1 protein-coding gene is annotated in these 269 nt (G+C 66.5%); it reads left to right on the forward strand.

Features of this window, described 5'->3' with window-relative positions; all coding sequences use genetic code 11:
• Positions 1-269, forward strand: a 269-nt coding sequence (locus SKC42_RS27930) for a DUF222 domain-containing protein (RefSeq protein ID WP_330967386.1), incomplete at both ends; no start/stop codon positions are given.

Consider the following 269-nt stretch of genomic DNA (forward strand, 5'->3'; position numbering starts at 1 on the left):
CGCAGTCGGAGCTGTGGGTGATCGACGCGATGGAGGCGGTCGGGGCGGAGGTGGCTGCGGTGTTGCGGATCTCGCAGCGGTTGGCGGTGAGCCGGTTGCGGTATGCGCGGGCGATGGTGGAGCGGTTGCCGAAGGTGGGGGCGGTGTTCGCTGCGGGGGATATCGATTTCCGGATGTTCGCAACGATCGTGTATCGCACGGATTTGATCGAGGACCCGCAGGTGTTGGCGGCGGTGGATGCTCGGTTGGCGGTCAGTGTGGCTCGGTGG

It is taken from the genome of Mycobacterium sp. 050134, assembly GCF_036409085.1.
Lineage (GTDB): Bacteria > Actinomycetota > Actinomycetes > Mycobacteriales > Mycobacteriaceae > Mycobacterium.